This is a genomic window from Natronomonas sp. EA1 (genome assembly GCF_051195035.1).
Classification (GTDB): domain Archaea; phylum Halobacteriota; class Halobacteria; order Halobacteriales; family Haloarculaceae; genus JBNTJV01.
In genome coordinates, this window is the sequence record NZ_JBNTJV010000003.1 from 286823 (window position 1) to 311376 (window position 24554).

At 68.8% G+C, this 24554-nt stretch carries 23 protein-coding genes and 1 tRNA gene; 13 read left to right on the forward strand and 11 right to left on the reverse strand.

Features of this window, described 5'->3' with window-relative positions; translation table 11 throughout:
- Positions 1 to 415: 415 nt before the first annotated feature.
- Positions 416 to 1084: a hypothetical protein gene (locus ACQUQR_RS11090; RefSeq protein ID WP_435196543.1), complete on the reverse strand. Its 669-nt coding sequence runs from the start codon at positions 1082 to 1084 to the stop codon at positions 416 to 418.
- Positions 1085 to 1213: 129 nt separating this feature from the next.
- Between ACQUQR_RS11090 and ACQUQR_RS11095 the strand changes: the two genes are divergently transcribed.
- From ACQUQR_RS11095 to ACQUQR_RS11105, 3 genes are read left to right on the forward strand one after another with little or no spacing between them, the layout of a single operon-like run.
- Positions 1214 to 1675: a TRAM domain-containing protein gene (locus tag ACQUQR_RS11095; RefSeq protein ID WP_435196544.1), complete on the forward strand. Its 462-nt coding sequence runs from the start codon at positions 1214 to 1216 to the stop codon at positions 1673 to 1675.
- Positions 1675 to 2133, forward strand: a complete 459-nt coding sequence (locus ACQUQR_RS11100) for a Tfx family DNA-binding protein (RefSeq protein ID WP_435196545.1) — start codon at positions 1675 to 1677, stop codon at positions 2131 to 2133. The genes ACQUQR_RS11095 and ACQUQR_RS11100 overlap by 1 nt, the downstream gene beginning before the upstream one ends.
- 29 nt (positions 2134 to 2162) lie before the next feature.
- Positions 2163 to 2945, forward strand: a complete 783-nt coding sequence (locus ACQUQR_RS11105; protein ID WP_435196546.1) for an SDR family oxidoreductase — start codon at positions 2163 to 2165, stop codon at positions 2943 to 2945.
- Between the two features lie 5 nt (positions 2946 to 2950).
- On the opposite strand, the gene ACQUQR_RS11110 is transcribed toward ACQUQR_RS11105, so the two are convergent.
- Complete coding sequence (locus ACQUQR_RS11110) at positions 2951 to 3916, reverse strand: mannose-1-phosphate guanylyltransferase (protein ID WP_435196547.1); 966 nt, start codon at positions 3914 to 3916, stop codon at positions 2951 to 2953.
- Positions 3904 to 4191: a DUF7091 family protein gene (locus ACQUQR_RS11115; protein WP_435196548.1), complete on the reverse strand. Its 288-nt coding sequence runs from the start codon at positions 4189 to 4191 to the stop codon at positions 3904 to 3906. The genes ACQUQR_RS11110 and ACQUQR_RS11115 overlap by 13 nt, the downstream gene beginning before the upstream one ends.
- 163 nt (positions 4192 to 4354) lie before the next feature.
- Here ACQUQR_RS11115 and ACQUQR_RS11120 point away from each other — a divergent pair, with 163 nt between their 5' ends.
- From ACQUQR_RS11120 to ACQUQR_RS11130, 3 genes are all read left to right on the forward strand, one after another.
- A complete protein-coding gene (locus ACQUQR_RS11120) occupies positions 4355 to 4921 on the forward strand; it encodes a GNAT family N-acetyltransferase (RefSeq protein ID WP_435196549.1) in 567 nt (188 codons plus the stop codon).
- Positions 4922 to 5012: 91 nt separating this feature from the next.
- Positions 5013 to 5945 carry a replication factor A gene (locus ACQUQR_RS11125; protein WP_435196550.1) on the forward strand — a complete coding sequence of 311 codons (933 nt, stop codon included), beginning with the start codon at positions 5013 to 5015 and terminating at the stop codon, positions 5943 to 5945.
- Positions 5945 to 6532, forward strand: a complete 588-nt coding sequence (locus ACQUQR_RS11130) for an RPA family protein (protein WP_435196551.1) — start codon at positions 5945 to 5947, stop codon at positions 6530 to 6532. The genes ACQUQR_RS11125 and ACQUQR_RS11130 overlap by 1 nt, the downstream gene beginning before the upstream one ends.
- Here ACQUQR_RS11130 and hutH read toward each other — a convergent pair.
- The 4 genes from hutH to hutU are packed head-to-tail and all read right to left on the reverse strand — an operon-like array spanning position 6529 to position 11832.
- Positions 6529 to 8067, reverse strand: coding sequence for a histidine ammonia-lyase (gene hutH, locus ACQUQR_RS11135; RefSeq protein WP_435196552.1), 1539 nt, complete (start codon positions 8065 to 8067; stop codon positions 6529 to 6531). The genes ACQUQR_RS11130 and hutH overlap by 4 nt on opposite strands.
- Entirely contained in the window at positions 8064 to 9245 is a 1182-nt protein-coding gene (hutI, locus tag ACQUQR_RS11140) for an imidazolonepropionase (protein WP_435196553.1), read from the reverse strand. The genes hutH and hutI overlap by 4 nt, the downstream gene beginning before the upstream one ends.
- Positions 9242 to 10102, reverse strand: coding sequence for a formimidoylglutamase (gene hutG, locus ACQUQR_RS11145; RefSeq protein ID WP_435196554.1), 861 nt, complete (start codon positions 10100 to 10102; stop codon positions 9242 to 9244). Before hutG ends, hutI begins: the two co-directional genes overlap by 4 nt.
- Positions 10099 to 11832 (reverse strand): urocanate hydratase, encoded by a 1734-nt coding sequence (hutU, locus tag ACQUQR_RS11150; RefSeq protein WP_435196555.1) that lies wholly within the window; start codon positions 11830 to 11832, stop codon positions 10099 to 10101. The genes hutG and hutU overlap by 4 nt, the downstream gene beginning before the upstream one ends.
- Before the next feature lie 87 nt (positions 11833 to 11919).
- Here hutU and ACQUQR_RS11155 point away from each other — a divergent pair, with 87 nt between their 5' ends.
- Both ACQUQR_RS11155 and ACQUQR_RS11160 read left to right on the forward strand, forming a co-directional pair.
- On the forward strand, positions 11920 to 12564 hold the full coding sequence (locus ACQUQR_RS11155) for a helix-turn-helix domain-containing protein (RefSeq protein WP_435196556.1): 645 nt from the start codon (positions 11920 to 11922) through the stop codon (positions 12562 to 12564).
- A gap of 80 nt (positions 12565 to 12644) precedes the next feature.
- Positions 12645 to 13055, forward strand: a complete 411-nt coding sequence (locus ACQUQR_RS11160) for a ribbon-helix-helix protein, CopG family (protein ID WP_435196557.1) — start codon at positions 12645 to 12647, stop codon at positions 13053 to 13055.
- Here the strand turns inward: ACQUQR_RS11160 and ACQUQR_RS11165 are convergent.
- On the reverse strand, positions 13052 to 13504 hold the full coding sequence (locus ACQUQR_RS11165) for a DUF5814 domain-containing protein (protein ID WP_435196558.1): 453 nt from the start codon (positions 13502 to 13504) through the stop codon (positions 13052 to 13054). The two genes, ACQUQR_RS11160 and ACQUQR_RS11165, sit on opposite strands and share 4 nt — an antisense overlap.
- Positions 13505 to 13543: 39 nt before the next feature.
- A complete protein-coding gene (locus ACQUQR_RS11170) occupies positions 13544 to 14029 on the reverse strand; it encodes a redoxin domain-containing protein (protein ID WP_435196559.1) in 486 nt (161 codons plus the stop codon).
- 131 nt (positions 14030 to 14160) lie between these two features.
- Between ACQUQR_RS11170 and ACQUQR_RS11175 the strand changes: the two genes are divergently transcribed.
- The 4 genes from ACQUQR_RS11175 to ACQUQR_RS11190 all read left to right on the forward strand — a co-directional run bounded on the left by ACQUQR_RS11175 (position 14161) and on the right by ACQUQR_RS11190 (position 17691).
- Positions 14161 to 14233, forward strand: a tRNA-His gene (locus ACQUQR_RS11175).
- 124 nt (positions 14234 to 14357) lie between these two features.
- Positions 14358 to 15119, forward strand: a complete 762-nt coding sequence (locus tag ACQUQR_RS11180) for an HNH endonuclease (protein ID WP_435196560.1) — start codon at positions 14358 to 14360, stop codon at positions 15117 to 15119.
- 49 nt (positions 15120 to 15168) lie between these two features.
- On the forward strand, positions 15169 to 16923 hold the full coding sequence (locus ACQUQR_RS11185; RefSeq protein WP_435196561.1) for an alkaline phosphatase D family protein: 1755 nt from the start codon (positions 15169 to 15171) through the stop codon (positions 16921 to 16923).
- Positions 16924 to 16956: 33 nt separating this feature from the next.
- Positions 16957 to 17691 carry a competence/damage-inducible protein A gene (locus tag ACQUQR_RS11190; protein WP_435196562.1) on the forward strand — a complete coding sequence of 245 codons (735 nt, stop codon included), beginning with the start codon at positions 16957 to 16959 and terminating at the stop codon, positions 17689 to 17691.
- A gap of 1 nt (position 17692) precedes the next feature.
- On the opposite strand, the gene ACQUQR_RS11195 is transcribed toward ACQUQR_RS11190, so the two are convergent.
- Positions 17693 to 18886 carry a CBS domain-containing protein gene (locus tag ACQUQR_RS11195; RefSeq protein ID WP_435196563.1) on the reverse strand — a complete coding sequence of 398 codons (1194 nt, stop codon included), beginning with the start codon at positions 18884 to 18886 and terminating at the stop codon, positions 17693 to 17695.
- A 103-nt stretch (positions 18887 to 18989) separates the two neighbouring features.
- Here ACQUQR_RS11195 and ACQUQR_RS11200 point away from each other — a divergent pair, with 103 nt between their 5' ends.
- Positions 18990 to 19352: a cupin domain-containing protein gene (locus ACQUQR_RS11200; RefSeq protein ID WP_435196564.1), complete on the forward strand. Its 363-nt coding sequence runs from the start codon at positions 18990 to 18992 to the stop codon at positions 19350 to 19352.
- Here the strand turns inward: ACQUQR_RS11200 and ACQUQR_RS11205 are convergent.
- Positions 19349 to 24451 (reverse strand): multicopper oxidase domain-containing protein, encoded by a 5103-nt coding sequence (locus ACQUQR_RS11205; protein WP_435196565.1) that lies wholly within the window; start codon positions 24449 to 24451, stop codon positions 19349 to 19351. The two genes, ACQUQR_RS11200 and ACQUQR_RS11205, sit on opposite strands and share 4 nt — an antisense overlap.
- Between the last annotated feature and the right edge of the window lie 103 nt (positions 24452 to 24554).

The following is a 24554-nucleotide window of genomic DNA, read 5'->3' on the forward strand; positions in this document are numbered from 1 at the left end:
CCGCTGGCGTAATCCTATAGCGCCCGAAGGGCGCGGCAGCACCGGACGCGAGTACCACGAGCGTCCGGGCTTTTTTCGTCCAGGTTTTTGCGGTGAGTGGTGTGCGAAGCACACCCGAACCGAAAAAAGGTGGGATGCGGACCATCGTCGAGCGGACGCCGCTGGCGTAGAATCTCGCTCTCACAGTTGACGCAAGGCCGGAAGCCCACGGCTTCAGCCGTGGGAGGAAGGCCGACACAGCAGCGATGGGTAATGGTTTTATTGGCGGCCCCTGGATAGATTGGGAGTTCCTGACAGCCAGATGTGTTGGCAGGAATGGGCTGTCCGTCAGCCAGCCCTGACATCGGGGGCCATCGCCCACCGATAATTAAATTGGCTCTGGGGACTCGGTGCGACCCCATCCAAGCCCACGACTTCAGTCGTGGGTAGCTGACTCCATCGCGAAGTACGCACCCACCACGAGCAGCGCGCCCGCCACGAGGATGCCGTCTTCCGGGCGGCCCGCGACGAGGACGAAGTAGAGGACCGCGAGCGCGGCCCCGCCGAAGCAGACGCTGACGGCGACGAACTCCACGAGTTCGTCGAGTTTCTCCCCCCGAGTGTCCTGATAGTCGGCCGTCGCGAGGGCGACGACGACCGCGTCCACCGCGCCGACGAGGGGGTCCTCGAGCGCCACGCCCGCGAGCAGGCAGGCGAGCGCGCCAACGCCCCCGAGCGCGAGCGTGGCGCGCACGGAGAGCGGATTCACGGGGTCGCCGTAGTGGGTGTGGTACATCGCGGGGGGCACGACGGCGACGAAGCCGACGAGGAGGCCGAACAGCGGCTGCCCGACGACGACACCGAGGACGACGAGCAGCAGCGCGAGGAGGGCCGCGGCGGCGAGCACGGGCGTGGGGAGCAGGACGGATGCGGGGTCGTCGTCGTGGACGACGGCGTAGGCGGCGAAGCCGTAGAGCAGCGCGAGGGCGATGAGCGCGGTGACGAGCGGCGGCCCGCCGAAGAGGAGGAAGAAGAGGACGACGGAGAAGGCGAGGACGAGGCCGACGAGGAGGGCGGCTTCGGGGACGCGGCGGGCCGTCGACATACCCGAGATGGGGGTGGCACCGCGGAAAGGGTTTCGCTCCCGGAACCGGCCTGAGTCGCCCGAAATCGGCCGTTTCGGGACAGATACGTACCCACAAGCGTTTAATCGTCCCGCCTGTAAGGGTCGGACATGCCGGACTGCCCACTTGCGGACGACTGCCCCAGCTTCACCGAACGAATCGAAGGGATGGGGTGTACACACTACGGCGACCGCGGGGGTGCCGAGTGGTGTAACCACTACAGCCAGCCCATTCGCGACCTGAAACAGCAGCCGGTGAAGCCCGGCGAGGAGGTCATCGTCACCGTCGAGGACATCCACGAGAGCGGTGCCGGCGTCGGCCGCACCGAGGACGGGTTCATCGTGATGGTCGACGGTATCCTGCCGGACGCCCGCGCGAAGGTGAAGATCACGCACGTGCGGTCGAACCACGCCCGCGCGGAGGAGGTCGAGCGGCTGGAGTGGGACCCCGACGGCGAGGACGAGACGGAGGCCGACGGCGAGGACGAGACGGACGACGACTCCGGGCGGGGAAGTCGCCGCCGGGAGCGCCGCGAGCGGCTGGGCAGCCGCGACAACTTCTGGGGCTCGTAATGACGCTCCCGGACGTGGACGCGCTCCTCTCGGAGTTGGGCTTCGACGCCGACGAGAGCGTGTTGACGCGCCGGCAGGCCGAGATCCTCGCGCTCCGCGAGCGGGGCATCCAGCAGCGGACCATCGCGGAGCATCTGGGCACGTCCCGGGCGAACGTCTCCAGCGTGGAGTCCAGCGCCCGCGAGAACGTGAAGAAGGCGAAGGAGACGCTGGCGTTCGCGGAGGCGCTCACCGCGCCCGTCCGGCTCACGGTGGAGGCGGGGACGGACCTGTATGCGGTCCCGAACAAGGTGTTCACCGCCTGCGACGAGGCCGGGGTGAAGGTGACCCACACCGCCCCCGAGCTCATGCAACTCGTGAGCGAGACGGCCGGCGACGCGGTCCACGGGCGCGAGGTGCGCCACGACATCGTCGTCGGCGTCACGAGCGACGGACGTGTCAACGTCCGGACGCCCTGATTTTTCAGCCTCGCCCGAGTGGGTGTCCCATGGACTTCCGAATCGACGGGCACGCAGCGCTCGTCACGGCAGGCAGCGACGGGCTCGGACTGGCCAGCGCAGCGGCGCTCGCCCGCGAGGGGTGTGACGTGGCGGTCTGTGGCCGCACGCAGGAGAAACTCGACGACGCGAAGGAGCGCCTCGAGGCCGCGGGCGACGGCGACGTGCTCACCGTCCGGGCGGACATCACCGACCGCGAGGCCGTGGAGGCGTTCGTCGACGAGACGGTCGACGCCTTCGGCCGGCTGGACCACGTCGTCACGAGCGCCGGTGGCCCCCCCTCCGGCCCGTTCCTCGAGACCACGGAACACGAGTGGTACACCGCCTACGACCTGCTCGTGATGAGCGTCGTCTGGACGACGAAGGCCGCCCACCCCCACCTGATGGAGAACGGCGGCACCATCGTCAACATCACCTCCGCCTCGGTGAAGGAGGTCATCGACGGACTCGTGCTCTCGAACTCCGTGCGTCGTGCCGTCATCGGCCTGATGAAGACTCAGGCCCGCGAGTTCGGTCCCGAGATCCGAGTGAACGCCGTCCTCCCTGCGGCCCACGAGACCGCTCGAATCCAGGAGCTGGTCGAACAGGCCGTCGACCGCGGCGAGTTCGACTCCTACGAGGAGGGCCTGGAAGCCTGGGGCGAGGACATCCCGCTCGAACGCATCGGCGATCCCACCGAACTCGGGGAGGCGGTCGCGTGGCTCTCCAGCGACCGCGCCTCGTACGTGAACGGGGTCGCACTCCCCCTCGACGGCGGGTCGATGCGCTCGTAGGAAGACTACCGCGACTCGACGATCTCTCGCACCCGCTGGGCCTCGCTCTTGGGAAGGACGACCACGTTCCCGTCGTAGGCCGCGACGACGAGGTCGGAGACGCCGAGTGCCGAGACCGACATCCCTTCGCCCGCAGCGAGGACGTTGTCGCTGGCGTCGATGGCGAGGGTGTCGCCGAGGGTGGCGTTCTCTCCCTCCAGAATCCGGGCGAGAGAATCCCACGCGCCCAGATCGTCCCAGTCGAACGTAGCGGGGACGACGAGCACCTCGTCAGAGGATTCGAGCACGGCGTAGTCGACGCTCACGGCCTCGGCCGCGGCGAACCCGTCCCGTGGGTCGTCGGCAGTCGCGATGGGCTCCAGTTCCGTGCCCTCACACGCTTCGAGGAACGCCTCGGGCGTCCACGCGAAGATGCCCGCGTTCCAGAGATACCCCTCCTCGCGGTAGCGCGCGGCGGTGTCAGCGTCGGGTTTCTCGTGGAACGCGCTTACCGAGAAGTACCGGCCGTGGTCCGCGCCGGGCTGGATGTAGCCGTAGCCCGTCGCGTCCCGGGTGGGTTCGACACCGAGGGTGACGAGCCCGTCCGTCTCCCGGGCCACCGCCGTCGCGCGGTCGAAGACGGGGGCGTAGTCGCCGGCGATGTGGTGGTCGGCGGGGAGACAGAGCATGACCGCGTCGTCGTGCAGCTCGTCGATTCGACGGGCCGCGTACGCCAATGCCGGCCCGGTGTCCTTCGGCTCCGGCTCGACGAGCACGCCCACGTCGGGAGCGTGCTCGTGGATCCGGTCGGCGAACGCCTCGCGAGTGAGGACGTACACCTCGTCCGCGCACGCACGGGCGCGGTCGACCGTCCGCGCGAGCAGCGAGTCGTCGAACCCGAACGCCCGGAACTGCTTGGGGGTCGCGTCGGTGCTCGCGGGGTAGAGCCGGGTGCCGGTCCCGCCAGCGAGGACGACGGCTACTCGCGCCACGTCTCGACCTCTCCGGACCGGATGTCCTCCACACAGCCCTCGCAGTCGGGGTGCCCGGCCTCGAAACACTCGGGGCGGGCCTTCGAGTCGAGCGCGACGGTCCGGCGCTCGGCGTAGCGCCGGCAGACGATGCGGGCGTCCCCGTCCGCGTCGGTGGGGAGCCCGAGCGAGGCCGCTTTCCCCTCGCGGTAGGCGCGGCGCGTCTCCTCGTAGCCCCGGCCCGCCTGCCGGAGCTTCTGCCGGAGGAGGGCGGCGAGGCGACGGCGGTTGCTCATATCGGGGAATCGAGAGCCGCGAGTAAAGACCCGTCGGCCGCGTGAATGAGTACCAGCCCCGCCGAACGCTTTTGTGCCAGCCCGCGGCAGGGCCGGTATGCCCGTTTTCGCCGTCTGAGTTCGCCCCGTATCGTCTTTCGACCGACCGCAGATTTCACAGAAGATGCCAGGACAGCTGTTCATCGACACGCCGCGACTCGAACTGAAGACCGCCGAGGAAGAGGACAAGGCGTTCCTCCGCACGGGGCTCAATCACCCCGATATCAGGAGGTATATCGACACCTTCCGGACACCCACCACCGCGGACGAGTACGACGACCTCTACGAGCAGTACGACGGAAACCCGGACAACGTCACGCTTCTGGTCGTGCCGAAGACGGGCGACCAGCAGGGTGAAGCCGTCGGGAGCGTCCAGCTCGCCCCCATCAACGACGCGCGAGGGTGGGCGAACCTCGGCGCGTGGCTCCACCCGAAGGCGTGGGGCGAGGGGTACGCCGCCGAGGCGTGCGCCCATCTCATCGACTACGGCTTTGCGGACCTCAGACTCCATCGCATCAGCGCGAGCATCGACTCGGCGAACGAGGCCTCCATCGCCCTCTGCGAGCGCCTCGGGTTCACCCACGAGGGGGTGAGCCGGGACGACGTGTTCGCCGACGGCGCGTACCGGAATCGGGAGCGCTACGGCCTCCTCGAGGGCGAATGGGACGGGCCCGCTGCCGTCCGCGAGTAACACTTTCACCCCGCTTGCGGAGATTTTTATATCATCCAGCACCAAGCGTCGTATGCCTCCCATTGAAAACGAAGCGGAGGCGTGAACACCAATGAACGTGCAACAGCACGCCCAAGAGATACACGAGCAGTTTTCAGATCGCCTCGACATCACCGTCGAGGACGTACAGGAGCGTCTCAAGACGCTCGTCAACGAGTACAAGGTGCCCGCCGACGAGGCGCGCCGCAGCGTCATCTCCCGCTACCTCGAAGAGGCCGGGATGGACCGCGACCAGCTGGGCGGTGGCTCCGGCGGTGGCAACGAGACGGTCCTCGCGAGCGAGATCGACCGGGACGAACAGTGGGTCGACCTCCGCGTGAAAGTGGCCCAGCTGTGGGACCCCAACTCCGAGTCCATCTCGCAGGTCGGCCTGCTCGGGGATGAATCCGGGACGGTGAAGTTCGTCTCGTTCGCCACCAGCGAGCTCCCCGAGCTGGAGGAGGGGAAGAGCTACTCCCTCCAGAACGTCGTCACCGACGAGTACCAGGGTCGCTACTCCGTGAAGCTGAACCGGACGACGACCATCACCGAGCTGGACGAGGAGATCGAGGTGGGCGACGACTCGACGGAGGTCGAGGGCGCGCTCGTCGACATCCAGTCCGGCTCCGGGCTCATCAAGCGCTGTCCCGAGGAGGGGTGTACCCGCGTCCTCCAGAACGGGCGGTGTAACGAACACGGCGAGGTCGACGGCGAGTTCGACCTCCGTATCAAGGGCGTGCTGGACGACGGCGAGGAGGTCCACGAGGTCATCTTCAACGAGGAGTCCACCGAGGAGCTCACCGGCATCACCCTCGCGGAGGCGAAGGAGATGGCGATGGACGCCCTCGACACCACCGTCGTCGCGGACGAGATGCGCACCAAGGTGCTGGGGCAGTACTACCGCGTGAGCGGCCCCACCCTCGGGCGCTACGTCCTCGCGAACGACATCGAGCGGCTCGGCGCACCGGACACCGAACAGATGCTGATCAAAGCGAGGTCCCAGTAATGAGTGCAGTTCCCACCCGAGAGGTCGCCCGGCGCGTCTTCGCCGCGGAGTTCAACGACGCCGGCTACACGTTCAAAGAGAGCGACGACGAGCGCGCGCCCGTCTACTCCCTGCTCCCCACGGGGGAGCGGGCGAACCGCGTGTTCCTCGTCGGCACGCTCACCGAGAAGGAGGACGTGGGCGACGACTCGGAGTACTGGCGCGCCCGCATCGTCGACCCGACGGGGACGTTCTTCGTCTACGCCGGGCAGTACCAGCCCGAAGCCACCTCGATGCTCCGCGAGCTCGAGCCGCCCGCATACGTCGCGGTCGTCGGCAAACCCCGCACCTTCGAGCGCGACGACGGCAGCGTGAACGTCTCCGTCCGGCCGGAGTCCATCACCGTCGTCGACGAGGACACGCGTGACCGGTGGGTCGTCGAGACGGCCCAGCGCACCCTCGACCGCATCGAGGCGTTCGACGAAACCGACGAGTACGCGAAGATGGCGTCAGAGCAGTACGAGAACCCGGCGGAGTTCTACCGCCAGCACGTGCTGACCGCCCTCGAGAGCCTCGACGGCGAGGAAACGGCGACGCCCGAGCCCTAATCCGCTATCCGATTTTCGATTTCTTCGGAGACGACGAGCGCCGCCAGCGTCTCGATATCGCCCGCGAGCGAGCGGTCACCCGAGAGCGGCGGGACCAGCTCCCGAACCGCCTCGTAGAGCGCGGTCGTCCCGGTTCCAAGCGACTCCTCGACGTACTCCGCGGCCTCCGCAGCACAGAGCAGTTCGACGGCGACGACCTGCCGGACGTTCTCCAGCACGCGGCGCGCCCCGTACGCCGCGGTCGCGGACATCGAGACGTGGTCCTCCTGCCCACCGGAGACGGGGGTCGAATCGGTCCCCGCACGGCCCGTCGCGCGACACTCCGCGAGCAGCGAGGCCGCGGTGTACTGCGCGATCATCAGGCCCGACTCCGTCCCCGCATTCCGCGCAAGGTAGGGAGGAAGGTGGGCCTCCTGGATGTGGGGATTGAGCAGGCGGTCCGTCCGGCGCTCCGAAATCGAGGCGAGGTCCGTGAGCGCCCCCGCGACGTAGTCGAGCCGGTGGGAAAGCGGCGCGCCGTGGAAGTTCCCGCCCGAGACGATGTCCGCGGCGTCGCCCCCGGAGGCGCGCGGGTCCACCTCCCCGTTCGGGAAGACGAGGGGGTTGTCCGTCGCCGAGTTGAGTTCGATCTCCACGGCTTCGCGGAGATGGGCCACCGCGTCCCGGACCGCGCCGTGGACCTGCGGGAGACACCGAATCGAGTAGGCGTCCTGCACGCGGTCGCAGTTGCGGTGGGATTCCACGACCGCGGAGTCGCGGGTGAACCGCTGGACGTTCGCGGCGCTCTCGGCCTGCCCCGAGTGCGGTCGGACGCGCTGAATCGCAGGGTCGCAGGCCACGACGCTCCCCATCGTCACCTCCGTGGTGAGCGCCCCGGCCGCGTCCGCCGTGAGGAGGAGTCGTTCGGCGTCGTGGACGAGGAGCGCGGCGAGTCCCACCGTCAGCTGGGTGCCGTTGATGAGCGCCAGCCCCTCTTTCGCCTGCAACGTGACCGGCTCGAAGCCAGCGCGGGCGAGCGCCTCCCCACCCGAGAGCCACTCTCCCTCGTAGTCGGCTTCGCCCTCCCCGATGAGAACGACGGCGACGTGCGCGAGCGGGGCGAGATCACCCGACGCCCCGAGGCTCCCCCGGGAGGGAACGACGGGGTGGACGCCCTCGTTCAGCATCGCAATGAGGAGGTCCACGACCGACTCGCGAATCCCCGAATACCCCTTCGAGAGGGCGTTCGCGCGGGTCAGAAGGAGGGCGCGGACCTCTTCTCGCTCCAGCGGCCGGCCCGCGCCCGTCGCGTGCGAGCGCACGAGGTTCGCCTGGAGCTCCTCGCGTTTGTCCCGAGGGATCCGGGTGTTCACCAGATCCCCGAACCCCGTCGTCACGCCGTAGACGGCCTCGTCCGTGTCGACCACCGACTCGACACGCTCGCGGGAGGCCCGCACGCGCTCGCGGGCGTCACTCGTGAGCGCGACCGGTTCGTCCTCGCGGGCGACCCGGACCACGTCGTCGATGGTCAGCGACTCGCCGTCGAGGCGGATCATCGAACCACCTCGCCGCCCTTCACGACGGCCTCGACGGGGGTCGCGCCGAAGCGGTAGGGGACGTGGTCGAGCGAGGGGCAGTCGAGGACGACGAAGTCCGCGGCCGCGCCCTCGCGGATGACGCCCCGGTCGTCCCTGTCGAGGGCGAGCGCTCCGCCCTCCGTCGCGGCCCGCACGGCGGCCTCGGGGGCCATTCGCATCCCGACGCAGGCGAGGGTGATGGCGAAGCCCATCGCGGGGGCGTAGCAGTTCGGATTGAAGTCGGAGGCGATGGCGACCGGGCCGCGTGCCGCGAATGGGCCGGGGTCGGCGTACGCGGCCCCCAGCCCGAACGCCGTGCCGGGGAGGAAGACCGGGACGACGCCCGCCTCTGCCATGGCGTCGGCGTCCTCGTCGGTGGCGTGGAGCAGGTGGTCCGCGCTCGCCGCACCGAGCTCGGCGGCGAGCTGTGCGCCACCGAGATGCGACAGCTCCTCCGCGTGAACCTTCGGCGTGAGCCCGTGTTCGATGCCGGCCCGGAGGATTCTTCGGGACTGTGCCACCGAGAACACCCCCTCCTCGCAGAACACGTCGCAGAACTCGGCGCGGTCGGCGCAGGCGGGGAGCTGTTCGTCGATGACTTCGGTGACGTAGTCGTCTGGGTCCGTTTCCTGGGGGATCGCGTGGGCACCCATGAACGTCGGGACCACGTCCACGGGGTGGCGCTCGTCCGCGAGTCCGAGGATTTCGAGCATCCGTGCCTCCGTCCGCGCGTCGAGGCCGTACCCCGATTTGATCTCGATGGTCGTGGTCCCGCCCGCGAGCACGGTGTCCAGTCGGTCCAGCAGCCCCGCGAGGAGTTCCTCGTCGCTGGCCTCGCGGACGGCGCGGACGGTGCGGAGAATCCCGCCACCCTTCGCGAGGATGTCCTGATAGCTCTCGCCCCGGAGTTTCGCGGCGAACTCGTCGCTCCGGTCGCCCGCGAACAGCGCGTGGGTGTGCGAATCCACGAAGCCGGGGAGGACCGTCTTCCCCGAGGCGTCGATGGCCCGGACGGCGTTCTCGGGCGGGTACGCCCGGGTGACGTCCGAGGAGGGGCCGACCGCCGCGATGGTCCCGTCCTCGACCGCGACCGCGCCGTCGCTGCGGCGTTCGTCGCCGAGCAGGTCGCGCGCGCCGTAAACCACGAGGTCGATCATCGGGACACCCCCGCGAGCACGTGGGCGACCGCACGCGCGGCGGCCCGGACGGTCATCTCCTCCCTGTCGAGCGGCGGGGCACACTCCACCACCTCGAACCCGGCGACGCGGGGGTCGCTCGCGGCCTCGTGGAGGAGCGAGAACAGCTCCCGCGTGGTGAGGCCCCCCGGCGTCGGCGCGGAGACGCCGGGCGCGGCGCTCGCGTCGAGCACGTCACAGTCGAGGCTGAGGAAGATCCGCTCGACGCCGTCGAGGGCGTCGAACGCCGTGTCGAGCGCGTCTTCCGAATCCCGGCCCACGGCCTCCGCGGTGACGACCGTTCCCCACTCGTCGAGGTACTCGGCGTAGGGCGTGGAGGTCTCGAAGTGCCGGGCGCCGACGACGGCGAGGGCGTCGAGCCCCCGGTCTCGAAGCTGACGATAGGGGGTCCCGCTGGAGGGCTCACCGGCGCGGCAGTCGAGATGCGCGTCGAAGGAGATCACCCCCGTCGCGTCGTCGAGGAGGGGGGTGACGTTGCCGACGGTACAGGCGTTGTCGCCCCCGAGGAAGACCGGGAACGAGGCGTAGAGCGGGGCCACCTGTTCGGCGATGGCGTCCTGTGTCTCGGCCACGGTCTCACGGGCGATAGGGAGGTTCCCCACGTCGGCGAGTCTCCCCACGGGACCGGCCTCGAAGTGGTGGGTCTTCACACTCGCCAGGGCCTGCCGGATCGCGTCCGGGGCCTCGGCTGCGCCGGGGCGGCCGATGACGGCGCCATCGTAGGGCTCCCCGACGACGACGGCGGGGTACTCGGCCGCGGCCTCGATGGAGCTGGTCTCCATAACGTCGCCGAACAGCTCGTCGTTCGGGTCCGTCATCGCTCCATCGGGATGTGGACCCCGTTCTCTCGCGCGGTTTCGAGCGCCTCCTCGTAGCCCGCGTCGGCGTGGCGAACCACGCCCATGCCGGGGTCGGTGGTGAACACCGCTCGGGCTTTCTCCGCGGCGAGCTCCGACCCGTCGAGGACGACGTGGTTGTTCGTGTGCAGGGCGTTCCCGATGCCGACGCCGCCGCCGTCGTGCACCGAGACGATATCCGCGCCCGCCGCGCAGTTGAGCAGCGCGTTGAGGATGGGCCAGTCGGCGACCGCATCGGAGCCGTCGCGCATCGCCTCCGTCTCGCGGTGTGGGGAGGCGACAGAGCCCGCGTCGAGGTGGTCGCGGGTGACGACCACCGGGGCGGAGATCTCCCCCTCACGGACGAGGTCGTTGATTTTCAGCGCGAACTTCGCGCGCTCGGTGAGTCCCTCCTCATCAGTCTCGTACCCGAGCCAGCACACCCGCGAGGGGAGTCCCTGGAACTGCACCTGCTCGTGGGCCAACTCGATCCAGCGTTCGAGATGCTCCTTCTCGGGGAACAGCTCGAGGACGGCCTCGTCCGTGCGGTGGATATCCTCAGGGTTCCCGGAGAGGGCGACCCAGCGGAAGGGGCCCTGTCCCTTACAAAAGAGGGGCCGGATGTACGCCGGGACGAACCCCGGGAAGTCGAACGCGTCCTCGACGTTCCGGTGGTCGGCGACCTGCCCCCGGATGTTGTTGCCGTACTCGAAGGCGACCGCACCCTGTCGGTCGAGCGCGACGATGGCCCGGACGTGCCGAACCATCGTGTCGAGCGAGGCCTCGACGTAGGCCTCGGGGTCCTCCTCCCTGAGGGCGTCGGCCTCCGCGACGGTGTAGCCGGAGGGGTAGTAGCCCTCCAACTCGTCGTGGGCGCTCGTCTGGTCGGTGACCAGGTCGGGGACGAACCCCCGCGCGAGCATCCCCTCCAGCATGTCCGCGGCGTTCATGTGAAGCGCGATACTGAGGGAGTCACCCGCCTCGGCGGCCTGCTTCGCGCGGACGATGGCGTCGTCGAGGTCCACAGCGCGCGCCTGACAGTAGCCGGTCTCGATGCGGCGCTCGATGCGGGTTTCGTCCACCTCCGCGGCGATGCAGACCCCGCCGTTCATCGTGACCGCGAGGGGCTGTGCGCCACCCATCCCGCCGAGGCCCGCGGTAACGGTGATGGTTCCCGAGAGCCCCTCGCGGTCCGGGAAATGCTGCCGGCCCGCTTCGGCGAGGGTCTCGTACGTTCCTTGGAGAATGCCCTGCGTGCCGATGTACGCCCACGAGCCCGCCGTCATCTGACCGTACATGATGAGCCCCTGTGCTTCGAGTTCGTGGAAGTGCTCCCAGGTGTCCCACTTCCCCACGAGATTCGAGTTCGCGATGAGGACGCGGGGAGCGCGTTCGTGGGTCCGGAACCGCCCGACGGGCTTACCGGACTGGACGAGCAGCGTCTCGTCGGCCTCCAGGTCGCGAAGCTCCTCGAGGATGGCGTCGTAGGCGTCCCACGAGCGCGCGGCGCGGCCCGTCCCCCCGTAGACGACGAGTCGCTCGGGCTTCTCGGCCACCTCGGGGTCGAGATTATTATTGAGCATCCGGAGCGCGGCCTCCTGTCGCCACCCCTTGCATTCGATATCCGTCCCCGTCGGTGCACCCTGATACCGTTTCCACTGGTCGGAGGGCTCACCGAGTCGATCCCGCTCGGTCGGTGTCTGGTGCGTCATAGATACCCATACATTCGCACCCGGAAAGGATAGCGTACCCTTTCCACGTGGTGAGTATTTTATATAGTAGTCGCAAATACTGCCCGCATGTACCAGGCGGTGTTCCGGGTCCACGGCGACGGCCCCTACGAGCGGGCGACCGCGACCGGCGACACCGAGATCGAGCTCTGGTGTAACGACCACTGTGACCTGCTCGCGGTGCGGGGCGACAGCGACGAGGCGGTCCTCGACCGGATCCGCGAAGCCGTCGGCGTCCGCCAGGAAGTCGCCCACGGTGACGACACGCTCGTCATCACCGACGCCTGCCTCAGAGAGCGCCTCGCCGACCCCATCGAGGGGTATCTCGCCGACCACGGCTGTCTCAGCCTCCCCCCGCTCAGATACGTCGAGGGGACGAAGGTCGTCCGCGTGCTGGCGCTCGACCCCGAGGCGCTCACCGCGTTCTACCGCGACCTCGCCACCGACGTGCACGTCACCGTCGAATCGAAGCGCCGGCTCACCGCCGCGACCCCGAGCACCCCGCTGCTCTCGCTGGAGGCGGTGTTGCCGCGGCTCTCCCCCCGCCAACACGAGGTGTTCACGGTCGCCCACGAACGGGGCTACTACGACCTCCCGCGGGGGACGACCACCGCCGAGATCGCCGAGGCCGTCGGCGTGGAGCGCCGCACCGCCGAACACCACCTCCGGCGCGCCGAGAAGAAACTCGCCGACGCGCTCGTCGAGTATCTCTGAGCACCGGGCGAGCGCGGACAGCCGGCGTGCGGGCGTCTGACAAACGCTTATAGGGCTCGGGGAACGACGCACACACAGAGATGGGCAACAAGAACAAGACGATCTCCTTCCGGGTCAACGAGGACGCGTTCGAGACCCTCCGCGAGATTGCCGAGCAGCGGGATATCTCGCTGTCGGCCGTCTTCCGCGACTACGTCCAGACGCTCGTTGCCCACGACGGACAGGTGAAGGTCGTCCCCGAACACGAGATCGACGAATCACCCTCCTCCAGCCCCGAGAGCTTCCCGCCGAAGGTGGAGGTGCCGAAGAGCTTCATCCGCGAGCACGAACGCCTCGAGTTGGAGGCCGAACACCTCCGCGAACAGCTCGACGAGTACAAACGCTACGTGACGAAGCTCTCCCAGCAGCTGGAAGAACAGGAAGCAGAGGACGTCATCCAGCTCGAGGATTTGGACGGCGAGCGCGAGGAAGAGCCGTTCCGGCTGGGCTAGGATAGCTCGCGTTTCGCGTCGGCCGCGCGCCGTGCGGCTTCGTTGTTGTTCTCCACGTGTGCCAGCTCCTCGACGGCCTCGAGCGTGCGGATCGAGTTGTCGAGGAAGGAGAGGACGTCACCCGGATACGCGTACAGCAGATAGTCGTCGCCCATCACGTCCACGATGGCGTCGGGGCCGAGCCCCTGTGCCCGCAACTCGAGGAGATACCGCATGAACTTCCGCTCCGGGTGCCCGCAGTGGGGGTTCGCCTCGCAGGTGCAGTCGAGGAAGTCGGAGGCGAAATCCAGCACCCGCTCCTGTGAGGCGTCGTCGAGTTTCGCGAGGTTCTCCCCCCGAAACAGCAAATCGAGCGTCGCGCCGGAGAAGGCGCTCTTGGGGATGTTCACCTCCAGCTGGGAGGCGAGCTGGCGGTGGTTCTTCACGTAGATCTTGTCCGTAATCGCCACGGTTACCCCCGCTACCGCCCGCTCGCGGAAAAGGGTGTCCTATTCCGCGGTCCGGACGCCAACGGCCTCCCGGAGCGCGTCGAGATCGGGTTCATCACGCGGCATCTCCGCGACCCACGTGTACCGGATCACCCCGTCCGGCGCCACCACGACCACCGCCATCCGCGGGGTGTCGGGGTGACCCTCCACCTCCTCGGTGGGGATCCCGTACGCCCGGGCCACCGCCCCGTCGAAATCCGACAGGAGCGGGAACTCAAGCAGCGCCTTCTGGGCGAACGCGCTGTGCGCGTAGACGCTGTCCCGCCCGATACCCAGGACGGCCACGTCCGGCAGGATGGTCAGCCACTCCGCGTCGCGGAGGGTACACCACCGCGTCTCACACGCCTCGTGGAAGTCGAACGGGTAGAACACCAGGATGGTGGTCCACCCCCGGTCCGTGTACTCCGAGAGCGCGTGTGTGTCGAACTCCCCGACCGATGCACCCGGAAGCGAAAACTCCGGTGCGGTGTCACCTACAGAGAGCATGGTACTAACTAGCACGTAACCGAACAAGTAGCCTGCAGTACCCCATGGAAACCGTGTGGAACCGACGCACGGAACGGGGAGAGTCGTAACGTATTTCTGCCGCGCCGGGATACTGATGGGTGCACGCAGTGTCCGGGTTGGGGTAGTGGACTATCCTTCAGCCTTGTGGAGGCTGAGACGCGGGTTCAATTCTCGCACCTGGACCTACACTTTCTAAACCGTCGAAATCCTGCATCTCAGGACCTCTTGTAGGTCTTTTTGAACACCAATAAAATAATTTTGGCATATCAGACGAACGTTCTTATACCGGGAGGGTACCAGCCCCCGCATGCCGACGTGTCCGACCTGTGGAATCGAGCGAGACTCGTGGCAGAAGCTTCGCTTACATCACCTCTCAGCACACGACGAGTCGCTCCCGAACCGGGAGTGTACGGCCTGTAGTACGGCCTTCTACAGCGAGACCGGGCGGAAGTACTGCTCCGAGGCGTGTCGGAACGCGAATCGTCGTGATGTCTCCGGGCAGAACAACCCCAACTACACCGGCGCCAAGACGGAGACCCAGTGCGTCACCTGCGGTGCGACGTTCGCGTACTACCCCTCGGAGAAGGAGGGCCTGTACTGTCCGGCGTGCGTGGCATCGGGCGAGTGGCAGACACCGCCGCGGCTCGAGGGGAAGGCGAACCCCCGGTGGAGAGGTGGGAAAGTCGAGGTCGGCTGTGCCGTCTGTGACGCGCCGGTCGAGCGCTATCCGAGCGAAATCGAGGGGGAGGTCGTCTGTGGCGAGGCCTGTCGGCGTGAGTGGCTCTCCGAGGCGTTCACGGGGGAGGGGCACCCGAACTGGAAGGGTGGGCCGGTCGGGTCCTATGGCGGGTCGTGGGCGCGTGCCCGCAGGCGGGCACTCGAACGCGACGGGTACGCCTGCACGCGCTGTGGTCGCTCGCGCGAGGACCTGGGTCGCAATCCCGACGTGCACCACGTCGTCCCGGTCCGGCGGTTTCTGGAGCACTCCGTGACCACCGTCGCGGACGCCCACACCCTCGACAACCTCGTAACGCTCTGTCCCGCGTGTCACCGTCGGGTGGAGTCCTGACGGCCGAACGGCCGAAAACCCCCTATGTGCTCGCATCCCAGAGCGAGTGATGACCGACGATTCGGGGCTGAACGGCCGTGATGAGCCCGCACGGGGGCCGGACGACCACGCGGAGTTGCTCTCGGAGTTGGACTCACACGACCTCGCGCTGGCGCTGGAGACCGACAAGACGAGCAGGACGGACGCGTTCGCGGTCGATCCCGAGGCAGACCCGGACGCGGTGTTTCCCCAGTCAGTCGCCAGCGGGGGGCCGACACCCTCCGGCGTCATCCTCTGGACACGGGTCGACCCCGAGGCGTTCGACCCCGAGACACCGCTGGCGGTGCAGGTGGCCACGGACGAGGCTTTCGAGGGCGTCGTCTACGACGGAGTCGTCACCGAGGGGGCGCACGTCGCGGCCCACGACTATACGGTGAAGGTCGATTTGGACGGGCATCTCGACCCGGACAGCGAGTACCACTATCGGTTCATCTACGACGGGACCGCCTCCCGGACGGGGCGGTGTCGGACCCTGCCGCACCCCGAGGAGTCGCCCGACTCCATCTCGTTTGCGGTCCTCGCGTGTCAGAACTTCCTGAACGGCTACTACCCGGCGTATCACTACGTCGCCGAGGAGGACGTGGACTTCCTCGTCCACGTCGGGGACTTCATCTACGAGTCCGACGCGGGCGATTTCAAGGGGCTCGGCTCGCGAGCGTACGCGGGCCGCGAAAAGCGGCTTCCGAGCGGGCACGACCGGGTGTGGAGCCTCGCCGACTACCGCTATCTGTACCGGACCTACCGCGAGGACCGGTTCCTGCAGGAGGCCCTCGAACGGCACACCCTCATCGCGGGCTGGGACGACCACGAGCTCGTCAACGACGTCTACTGGGACGCGCAGACGGACGCGCCCGCCGGCGATCACCCGCGGGGCGACGACCCCGAATTCATGACCGGCCTCATCGCGGACGGGATGCACGCGTGGTGGGAGTACATGCCCGCGCGGGTGGAGTACGACCCCGCCGGGGAGTCCTTACAGGAGCGGTTCCGGCTCTGGCGTGCCTTCGAGTTCGGCGATTTGGTAACGCTCGCGATGACCGACGAGCGGCTGTTCCGCGACCCACCGCGGGAGGCCATCCCCACGCCGGACAACGTCGGCCCGCAGTACGAGCCACCGGGGCGAACCATGTTGGGAGCCGAACAGCGCGACTGGCTCGTCGAGACCATCGCCGAGTCGGAGACGACGTGGTCGGTATGGGCCGACGAGGTGCTCACCGTCCCCTTCCGGCTCGGGTCCGGGCCGCTCTCCGTGTACCCGGTGCAGGGTGGGTGGGACGGCTACACCCGCGAACGCCAGAAGCTCACGGAGGCTATCGCCGCCGCGGACGTGGAGAACTACGTCACCCTCACGGGCGACATGCACTGCTACGTCGCGGCCTACCAGCAGACCTCCTATCCGGGTCGCGTCTCGGGTGGTGAGGGCGTGGCGACGGGCGACCGCATCGGCGTGGAGTTCATGACCCCCGCCATCACCTCGCTGAACGTCGCGGAGGCGCTCCACCTGACCGAAGGCTGGCGAAAGCGCCTCACTGAGCCGCTGCTCTCGTGGCTGGTTCCGGCGATGAACCCGCACATCGAGTTCTTCGACAGCCACAACTGGGGCTACTCGGTCGTGGAGTTCACCCCCGAGGACTGCACGTACGTCGGGTACGCCGTGGACAAGACCGTCGACAGCCCCGATGCGGACCGGGAAGTCGTGGCCGCCTACCGCGTCCCCGAGGGCGTCGTGGAGTTGGAGGACGTGACCGACCGCTACCGGGATTGAAAACGGCTTAGGTGCGCCCCCCGATGTGGGGGTATGCACGCGGCCATCCTCACCGTCGGCGACGAACTGCTCGCCGGTGACACCGAGAACACGAACGCGACGTGGCTCTGTCGCCAGCTCGCCGACCGAGGGGTGTCGGTGAAACGCGTCCTGACCGTGCCCGACGAGCTCGATGCCATCGCCGACGCCGTCCGGGTGTTCTCCGCGAACTACGACGCCGTCATCGTCACCGGCGGGCTCGGTGGGACGCCCGACGACATCACGATGGACGGGGTGGCCGCGGGGTTCGACAGGGAGCTGGAGGCGAACGACCTCGCCCGCGAGGACGTCGAACGCACCCTCGCGGCCATCGCCGACGACTACCCCGACCTGAACGTCGACATCGCCGCGGAGGCGACACTGCCCGCCGGGGCGCGACCACTCCTGAACAGGGAGGGACTCTCACCCGGCTGTGTCGTGGAGAACGTCTACGTCCTCCCCGGTATCCCCGGCGAGATGAAAGCGATGTTCGGGGACATCGAGTCGGAGTTCGCCGGGAGCGTGGTCTCGGCGTTCCTCTACACCGAGGAGCCGGAGGCGAACCTCATCGACCGGCTCCGGGAGGCTGGATCGAAGTTCGACGTGCAGGTGGGGTGTTACCCCGATAGAGAACAGGAACACAACCGGCTGAAGGTGAGCGGGGAGGACGCGGCGGCCGTGGAGGAGGCGAAGAACTGGCTGGCGGCGAACGTGGAGACGGTCGCGGGGGAGAACGCGGACGACGCGTAGCTCAGTACGCCGGCGACTCCTCGCGCTCGTCGGGCTCGACGGCGCGCGAGCCGAGCGAGCCGCTCGTCTTGATGATGTCGAGGGCGGTCATCAGATCGGTCCGGGAGATGAGCCCCACGAGCTCGTCGTCCTCCATGACGAGCAGGCGGCCGACGCCCGCCTTCTGGATCTGGGAGATGGCGTCCATCGCGTCGGCGTCCGGCCCGATGGTGTGGAGGTCCGTACTCATCACCTCCTCCACCTGGAAGGCGTCGCGTTCCACCTCGTTGACCCCCTGGGCGTCCGCGAGGGTGACCATCCCGACGGGCCGGCCGTTCTCGACGACCGGGTAGCCGGTGTGGCGCTCGCGGAACATCCGGTTCATCAGGTCCGCGACGCTCGTCTCGGGGGTGACGGTCTTCAGGTCGGCAGCGGGCGTCATGATATCCCGCACCGTCACGCCCTCGAAGGCGGCTTTCATCATCGTCTGCTGGGCCTCCGAGGAGGCGCCGATGTAGATGAAGAAGGCGATGGCGACGAGGAACAGGCCGCCGCCACCGAGCAAGCCGAAGATGCCAAGCAGGATGGCGAACCCCTTGCCCACCTCCGCCGCGATCTGCGTGGCTCGCGCGTACGGGCGGTCGCGGGCGAGCAGCGCGCGCAGGACCCGGCCCCCGTCCATCGGGAAGCCGGGGAGCATGTTGAAGACGGCGAGCGCGATGTTCATGAGCGCGAGGTAGCCCAGCACGAACTTCGTGGCCGCGAGCACGGTGCCGCCGGCCGGGACGGCGAGGAAGGCCGCATACGAGACGACGCCGAGCGCGACGCTCACGACGGGCCCCGCGACGGCGATGTAGAGCTCCTGTTTCCAGTCCTCCGGCATCTCCGAGAGCTGTGCGACCCCGCCGAACAGCCAGAGCGTGATGGAGGCGATGGGGAATCCGAACCGCATCGCCACGAGCGAGTGGCCGAGTTCGTGGAGCACCACCCCGACGAACAGCCCCACCGCGGCCAGCGCCCCGAGGGTGAACGTGAGCGTGGCGTCACCGGTCAGGACCCCGACCGGAATCTCCGCGGCGAACTGCTCGTTTAAGAGGTCGACGTAGATGCCGACCTGCGACCCGATGAGATACGCGAACAGCGGGAGGACGATCAGGAACGTCAGGTCCAACTTGATCGGGATACCGAACGCGCTGCCGATCCGAAAACTCCTCATACACGAGCGTAGTCGCGGGAGCCTCTTAAGCCCCGCCACGGTTTCGCACACGACCGGGGGCCGAGCGCACCCATTGAAATGGGTCGCCGCCCTCTCCTCGTGTATGACCGATCCGATCGTGCGGCGAGGTGCGGACGTGGACTACGAGCGCGTCGGGGCGGCCGAGGGCCTCGGAAAGGGCGTCCTCCTCGGGCCGGACGTGACCCCGAACCTCTCGCTCCGGCGGTTCACCCTCGCGCCGGGCGCGGCGGTGCCGAAGCACACCAACGAGATCGAACACGAGCAGTACGTGCTCGAAGGCGAGTACGTCGTCGGCCTCGACGACGAGGAGTACACGGTGCGCGCGGGTGACTCGATCCACATCCCCGCGGGCGTCGTCCACTGGTATCGCAACGAGGGCGAAACGGAGGGGGCGTTCATCTGTGCCGTCCCGAACGGGGACGACAGCATCGAACTCGTCGACTAGCGCCGGAGGAGGACCACCATCGCGGCCAGCAAGCCGACGATGAGCAGCACCACCGCGTACGAGAGCCCAACGGGGATGTCTGGCACCGGTGTCTCCGTCGCGATGGGGGCTGGCGGGGGGGTCGGCTCGGGCGTCGGAGTGGGCGTCGCCGGGCTGTCGGGGTCGGGCGTCACGGCAGGGGTGGAGACGGGTGTCGGACTCGGCTCCGGCGTCGGCGTCCGCGCGGGAAGCACCGTGAGCGTGCCCGCCGTCAGCCCCTCGACGCCGACGGTGTACTCGCCGGGCGGGAACGCGAAGTCGAAGGTCACCGTGACGGTCTCCCCGGCGGGGACCTCGACGATGCGGCTCTCGCCGGCGAACGCGCCGTCGACGAACAGCCGGACCTCGAACCGGTCGCTCGCGTTCCCGGTGTTCTCGAGCGTGGCCGTCAGGGTCGCGGGCTCCTCGGTCGTCGTCTCGGTCACGGAGAGCGACACGTCGGTGACGGAGACGTTCGCGACGCCGACGGGGGATGCCGGGGGCGCGCCACCGCCACCGGTGCTCGGCTGCGGCGCGGGGGGCTCCTCGCTCTCCTCGTCCGGGTCGTCCGCCGGAGGCTCGGGGGGGTCCGGTGGCTCGGGCGCTTCCGGCGGTTCCTGGAACGACTCGAAGTGCGCGAGCGGGAGGAGGTCGGTCTCCTCGCCGTGGACGCGCAGGAGCCCCCACTGGCCCATCTCGGCGTAGGGCATGCGGTGGTTCAGCCACAGGTAGTCGCCGGCGGGACCCGCCCCGTCGATGAGCGGCGCGGTGAACCGGACGTGTGGGGCGTACCCCATCGCGGAGACCGCGGATGACTCCGGGATGCCGGGGGTGCGCTGCCAGGCGTGGCCGTGGAGCGCGAACACCCCGCGTTGCATGCCGTAGCCGCCGATGACGTTGATGCGGACGGCGTCGTGCGGGTACGCCTCGAGCAGGGGGGTGGTCGGCGTCCCCTCGAACGACTCGAAGCGGTCGGGGGCGCGGTTCCCGGAGAGCTCGGTCGCGCGGTAGTTCACCATCGACAGCCCGTCCGGGTGCTGCGGGTACGGCATGACCGGCCCGCCGAACAGGGCGTCCTCCTCGTGGAAGACGAGCGTGTAGTCGCGGTAGAGTTCGTCGTCCGTCACGACGACGACGCCCCAGCCGGTGTCGGTCTCGTTGCCCGTCACCGGGTCGAAGAACCGCGCACCCGCCTCGTGGACCACGATGGTGCCGTAGAGGCCGGCTGCCTGCCCTTCGAGGTCGTCGTCCAGCTGGGCGAAGTCGGCGAGGATGCCGGTCCCGGGTTCGTCCACGTAGCTGTAGTAGGTCCGGCGGTCACCGGGCACGACCGACTGGTCGGTGTTGTACCCGACGGTGATCCCCGAGGAGTGCGGGCCGGTGACCCCCCAGCCGATGTGCATCGAGACGCGCTCGTCGAGCCCGTTCGTGAGATTGACCGCGACACACTCGCCCGCGGCGGCGTGGATGACGAGCGGCGTGAGCCGACCCTCCGCGTCGACCTCGCGGAACACCTTCGCCGACAGGGTGGTGCCGGCGACGGGGTCGACGGTGATCTCGCGTTCCACGGCGCGCACGTCGAACGTGTGGACGGGGGCGTCCGCGGGGCAGGCCGACCGGGCCTGCGCGTCGGTCGGCGCTGGGGGGCGAGCGCCGGTCACCTCGCGGGGGAGGTCGTCACCCGCGTCCGGCGGGTCGTTCTCCGGGAGGGGGAGCAGGTCGGGCTGCTCGGAGCCGTAGACGCGCATGATCCCCCACATCCCGTCGGCGAAGTGGTTGGCCTGCGGGTTGTAGTAGAGGTAGTCGCCCGCGGGGCCGACGCCGCCGCGGACGTTCTCCTCGCTGTGGAGCCACAGGTCGAACCGCTCGGAGAAGTCGACGACGACCGCGTCCTGTGCGGTCGCCCCGTCGATGTCCTCGAGCTGGAACCGGTGGCCCGTCACCCGTATCGGGAACCGGCCCCACGTCCCGGCGTTCTGTGCGTGGATGAAGACGGCGTCACCCTCGTAGGCCCTGATGAGCGGGGTCGAGGGGTCGCCGTGGACCGTCGAGGAGAGCGCGAGGTCCGGGGGGTCCGTCTCCGTGCGGTGGCCGAACGGCTCGGCGCGGAGGCTGATGGTGCCCGTCACGTCGCCCGCGAGCGGGTCCTTGTCGGGCGCGTCGCTGAACTGCAACACCACCTCGCGGAAGCTCCGGGTCGGTCGGTGGTGGAGCTCGCGTTCCCCGGTGATGATGTCGGCGATGGGGCCGGCGCGAACCTCCTCACCCGTCACGGGGTGGCGGTAGACCGCATCCGATGGCTCGACGATGAGCGCGCCGAACAGCCCGCGGGGCCAGTGGAGGCCGGCGTCCACGTGGTCGTGGAAGTAGACCGTCCCGAGGTTCACGTCGAGGTAGTAGGCGTAGCGGACGAACTCCACGCCGAAGGCGCTCTCCGCGGGGTGGTCGCGTACGAGGGGTTCGGCGAGGATTACGGTACCGTTGGCCTCGTCCAGCCGCTCGATGCGGTGGAGTTCGATGTCGTTCGTGCCGAGACCGATGCCGACCCAGATACCCTCGTGGAGGCCCTCGAACGGGTCGTCGCCGGGGCGGCGGGGCTCGATGGGGACGACGGTGTCACCCGCCGAGACGGCCGCCGCGGTCTCGCGGGGCTCGGTGTCGTACGGGCGGACCGACTGCTCGAAGGCGCCCCCGGTGATGGCGCCGTCGGACGCCTGCACGTCGAACTGCACGAAGTGCGGGTGGAGATTCACCTTCGAGAAGCCGCCAGCCGTCTCGTCCTCCAGCTCGGAGACGAGCGTCACCTGGATGCAGTCGCCGACGTTGCCGCGATAGACCAGCGGCTCGAAGGGCCGGTCGCCGCTCCGGATGGCGGGGACGTGTTCGGCGAGCGCGTAGGCCATCGCGTCCGGGATGGCGTCGCCGTGGTCGTTGAACGCGACCCCGTCCTGGATGGCGACGATGTTGAATCGCTGGACGCGCGAGCCCGGGGGACACAGCGCGTCGTCGGGGCGCTGGGGGTCCTCGGGGGTAGCGGTGAAGTCGCTGTTCGTCGGCAGGTCGTTCGCCGCGACGGGCGTCGTCAGATACGGCGCGGGGCCGTGGGCACCGGGCGCGAACGGCGGGCGCTGGGCGAGATGTGGCGAGAGCCACGGCCACGCGAGCCGACCCGTGTTCGGGTCGAACGTGAGTGGCTGGCGTTCGCCTGGAGTAACGGGCCGGAAGTTCTCCCAGCCGCGGGTCGTCTCGGGCTCTTTCAGGTAGAGCGGGGCTCCATCGGCGGTCTCGGTGCGCACCCAGTCGTAGACGGTGGCGTCGTACCCGTCGGGGACGCCCTGCGGCGGGAGCTGTGACTGGACCCACGCGTCCACCTGGGAGGCGTTTTCCAGCCGGTCACCGGACGGGAGTCGCGCTCCCACGAGGTCCGCGGAGGTGACGGCCGCGGCCACGTCGCCCTCGCGGTCCGGGAGTTCGGCGAGGTCCGACTGGAGGGTGTTGTGGACCCGCCAGAACGCCCACATCCCCGAGAGGTAGTGCTCGGGGACGTGGCAGTGGAAGAGGAAGTCGCCGACGGCGCGCTGACAGCCGCCGGCCCCACAGGCGATCTCGGTGGTGTACGTCTCCCCGGGGCCGATGGACTGCGCGTCCAGCCGCTGGCTCGCGGAGAGCTCGTCGTTACCGGGCGCGACCTTCGTCAGCCCGCGCTCGATGAGTTCGTGGCCCGCGTGGTTGTCCGCGTGGGGTTCGAATCGCCAGCGGATGCCGCCGCCGTGGAGGTGGTGGCTGTGGAACTGCTCGACGCCCGCGTGGGCGACGAGCACCTTGGAGGGGTCGCCGACGTAGGCTCTCGGAATCGGGGTCGCGGGGTCACCGAACGCGTACGAGGAGTAGGCGAGCGACTTGTCGATGGTCCCCGCCGTCCGCGGGTGGCTCGTCGTCTCCTGCAGCTCGAAGCGGTTGTAGAAACACTCCGAGCGGTAGTTCAACGCGAAGCCGCAGGGGCGATAGGCGTCGGTGTGGGGGTCGATGAGGGGGATCTTCCCGCCGTCGGCCTCCCGCACCTGGTAGGTCTCGTTACCCACCTCGTGATAGAGGATGACGTACTCGCGGTAGGCGAGCCCCTCCTGTCCGTCGACGACGATGGCCTCCCAGCCGGAGTCGAGCGGCTCCATCGTCTCCGGGTGGAACCACTCGCTGCCCTCGTGTTCGACGACGAGCGCGCCGAACAGGCCGTGGTTCGTCTGCGTGCGAGCGTTCCCGTGCGAGTGGAAGTACCAGATACCCTCGAAGCGCTCGTCGGCGGGGATCGACAGCGTGTAGGTGCGGCTGTCACCGGGGTCGACGAGCGAGTTCTCGTTCTCGCCGACGAACGAGCCGTCGTGGTCGGGCGTGACGAGCCCACGGTGGACGTGGATGGAAGCGGGCTGCTCCAGCTCGTTCCGGAGCGTGAACTCCACGCAGTCACCGAGGTTCGCCCGCACCACGAGCGGCTGGATGGGGTCGTCGCGCAGGCCGATCGAGACGCGGGTCTCGTCGGTTCGGGGAACGGCCTCCTGTTCGCGCACCGCGTCGATGTTGTCGGTGAGGACGTACATCCGGCCCTCCGGGTCGTGGGTCCCGAAGCGGTTGAGCGGGATCTCGACGGGAATCGCGCTCACGTCGTACGCGCGCACCTCGGCGTCCGGGTCACACGACCGGGTGTCCGGCAGGGACAGCGCCGTGTTCAGGTGCTCGTGGAGCGGCCCGAGCGCGGGCGTTCCGGAGTACGGCACCTCGAGGAACCGCTCCTCGGGGCCGCCGGAGAGCTCCGGATACTCGTTGCGGGAGAGCTTCACGCGCGGGTCGAACTCCCCCGGCGGTCGGTCGACGACGACCGGCTCGACCGGCTGGCTGACGCGCCAGTGCTCGCCGAGCGCCGGGGCGTTCTCGTTCGCATCTCCCGTGAGAACGACGGCCGGTGCCGGCGCCGTCGGTACCGCGGTCACGAAGCCGCTGAAGGAGCTCGACACCACCAGCGCCACGAACAGTACGACGACTATCTGGAGGTAGACACGACGGGACTCCCCGGACCCACTGGTCATACGTTGAGATAGCCGTTCGAGAGCTTAAGGCGGTTTGAGCGATGGTTGACCAAACGGTCAGTAATCGGATAGAAACGCAGAGAATCGGCGTGAAACGCCGAGA

Excerpts from the sequence above, each read along its gene's own strand:
- ACQUQR_RS11090 (WP_435196543.1), bottom strand. The coding sequence starts at position 1,084 with ATGTCGACGGCCCGCCGCGTCCCCGAAGCCGCCCTCCTCGTCGGCCTC.
- ACQUQR_RS11095 (WP_435196544.1), top strand. The coding sequence starts at position 1,214 with ATGCCGGACTGCCCACTTGCGGACGACTGCCCCAGCTTCACCGAACGA.
- ACQUQR_RS11100 (WP_435196545.1), top strand. The coding sequence starts at position 1,675 with ATGACGCTCCCGGACGTGGACGCGCTCCTCTCGGAGTTGGGCTTCGAC.
- ACQUQR_RS11105 (WP_435196546.1), top strand. The coding sequence starts at position 2,163 with ATGGACTTCCGAATCGACGGGCACGCAGCGCTCGTCACGGCAGGCAGC.
- ACQUQR_RS11115 (WP_435196548.1), bottom strand. The coding sequence starts at position 4,191 with ATGAGCAACCGCCGTCGCCTCGCCGCCCTCCTCCGGCAGAAGCTCCGG.
- ACQUQR_RS11120 (WP_435196549.1), top strand. The coding sequence starts at position 4,355 with ATGCCAGGACAGCTGTTCATCGACACGCCGCGACTCGAACTGAAGACC.
- ACQUQR_RS11125 (WP_435196550.1), top strand. The coding sequence starts at position 5,013 with ATGAACGTGCAACAGCACGCCCAAGAGATACACGAGCAGTTTTCAGAT.
- ACQUQR_RS11130 (WP_435196551.1), top strand. The coding sequence starts at position 5,945 with ATGAGTGCAGTTCCCACCCGAGAGGTCGCCCGGCGCGTCTTCGCCGCG.
- hutH (WP_435196552.1), bottom strand. The coding sequence starts at position 8,067 with ATGATCCGCCTCGACGGCGAGTCGCTGACCATCGACGACGTGGTCCGG.
- hutI (WP_435196553.1), bottom strand. The coding sequence starts at position 9,245 with ATGATCGACCTCGTGGTTTACGGCGCGCGCGACCTGCTCGGCGACGAA.
- hutG (WP_435196554.1), bottom strand. The coding sequence starts at position 10,102 with ATGACGGACCCGAACGACGAGCTGTTCGGCGACGTTATGGAGACCAGC.
- hutU (WP_435196555.1), bottom strand. The coding sequence starts at position 11,832 with ATGACGCACCAGACACCGACCGAGCGGGATCGACTCGGTGAGCCCTCC.
- ACQUQR_RS11155 (WP_435196556.1), top strand. The coding sequence starts at position 11,920 with ATGTACCAGGCGGTGTTCCGGGTCCACGGCGACGGCCCCTACGAGCGG.
- ACQUQR_RS11160 (WP_435196557.1), top strand. The coding sequence starts at position 12,645 with ATGGGCAACAAGAACAAGACGATCTCCTTCCGGGTCAACGAGGACGCG.
- ACQUQR_RS11170 (WP_435196559.1), bottom strand. The coding sequence starts at position 14,029 with ATGCTCTCTGTAGGTGACACCGCACCGGAGTTTTCGCTTCCGGGTGCA.
- ACQUQR_RS11180 (WP_435196560.1), top strand. The coding sequence starts at position 14,358 with ATGCCGACGTGTCCGACCTGTGGAATCGAGCGAGACTCGTGGCAGAAG.
- ACQUQR_RS11185 (WP_435196561.1), top strand. The coding sequence starts at position 15,169 with ATGACCGACGATTCGGGGCTGAACGGCCGTGATGAGCCCGCACGGGGG.
- ACQUQR_RS11190 (WP_435196562.1), top strand. The coding sequence starts at position 16,957 with ATGCACGCGGCCATCCTCACCGTCGGCGACGAACTGCTCGCCGGTGAC.
- ACQUQR_RS11195 (WP_435196563.1), bottom strand. The coding sequence starts at position 18,886 with ATGAGGAGTTTTCGGATCGGCAGCGCGTTCGGTATCCCGATCAAGTTG.
- ACQUQR_RS11200 (WP_435196564.1), top strand. The coding sequence starts at position 18,990 with ATGACCGATCCGATCGTGCGGCGAGGTGCGGACGTGGACTACGAGCGC.
- ACQUQR_RS11205 (WP_435196565.1), bottom strand. The coding sequence starts at position 24,451 with ATGACCAGTGGGTCCGGGGAGTCCCGTCGTGTCTACCTCCAGATAGTC.